This window comes from Faecalibacillus sp. H12 (assembly GCF_013361255.1).
Taxonomy (GTDB): domain Bacteria; phylum Bacillota_I; class Bacilli_A; order Erysipelotrichales; family Coprobacillaceae; genus Faecalibacillus; species Faecalibacillus intestinalis.
Window position 1 is genome coordinate 1 of sequence record NZ_JABWDK010000074.1, and the last position, 908, is coordinate 908.

Genomic DNA, 908 nt, shown 5'->3' on the forward strand with positions numbered 1-908 from the left:
GCTAAGAAACCAAATACGATTGGTGGAGTTGTCCAAGGTACTGTTAAACATGCAACTGGACAGAATCCGATAACTGTTAATACATAACCAATAATGATTGTTACTAATGGAGCAACTACAAATGGAATACCTAAGATTGGGTTTAATACCATTGGAATACCGAATGTAACTGTTTCATTGATGTTGAATAAACCTGGAACTAATGATAATGTAGCGATTGCTTTGTTATCTTCACGTTTACCAAAGATCATGATTGCGATTACTAAACCGATAGTAACACCTGAACCACCGAATTCACCCCACATTTGTAATGCATACATGTTGATGATGTTTGTTGGTTTTTCACCTTTGTTGAATTTTTCAACGTTTTCAAGTGCTAATGGTGTAAATAATGCTTCTTTTACTGCAGATAACATGTTGTTACCATGGATACCTACTAACCAGAATAACATGATTACTAAATAGATAATCATAACACCTGGAATTGTAGCACCTACAGCTCCTAAAGGACCTTGGATACCATTTTTGATAACGTCATTTAAGTATAAACCAGTTAAGTTATAACATGCTGATCCAATACAAGCAGTGATGATTAAAGTAATAGTAGCTGGTACTAAAACTTCGAATGCACGAGCAACTCCTGGTGGAACTTGTTCTGGCATTTTAATTTTTAATGCATCTTGTTTTTCGAAGAAGCAGAATAATTCAACAGATAATACACCAATAATCATACCAGTGAATAAACCAGTAGCTCCTAATTCATTACCAGCGATACCAGTGAAAGCTTCTTTAGCTCCTTCTACCATGTGTGAAGTGTTTGTAACTGATAACCATGCAGCTAAACCTACTAAACCTGGAATGTAACCAGCTTTTTCAGCTCCCATGTTCCAAACACCGATTTCTTGGGC

Annotated in this window: 1 protein-coding gene; it reads right to left on the reverse strand. The window is 36.0% G+C overall.

Annotation, left to right across the window (positions count from 1 at the left end; translation table 11 throughout):
* On the reverse strand, window positions 1–884 hold an 884-nt coding region (locus HUU89_RS14455), incomplete at its 3' end, for a PTS sugar transporter subunit IIC (RefSeq protein WP_254697797.1).
* Between the last annotated feature and the right edge of the window lie 24 nt (window positions 885–908).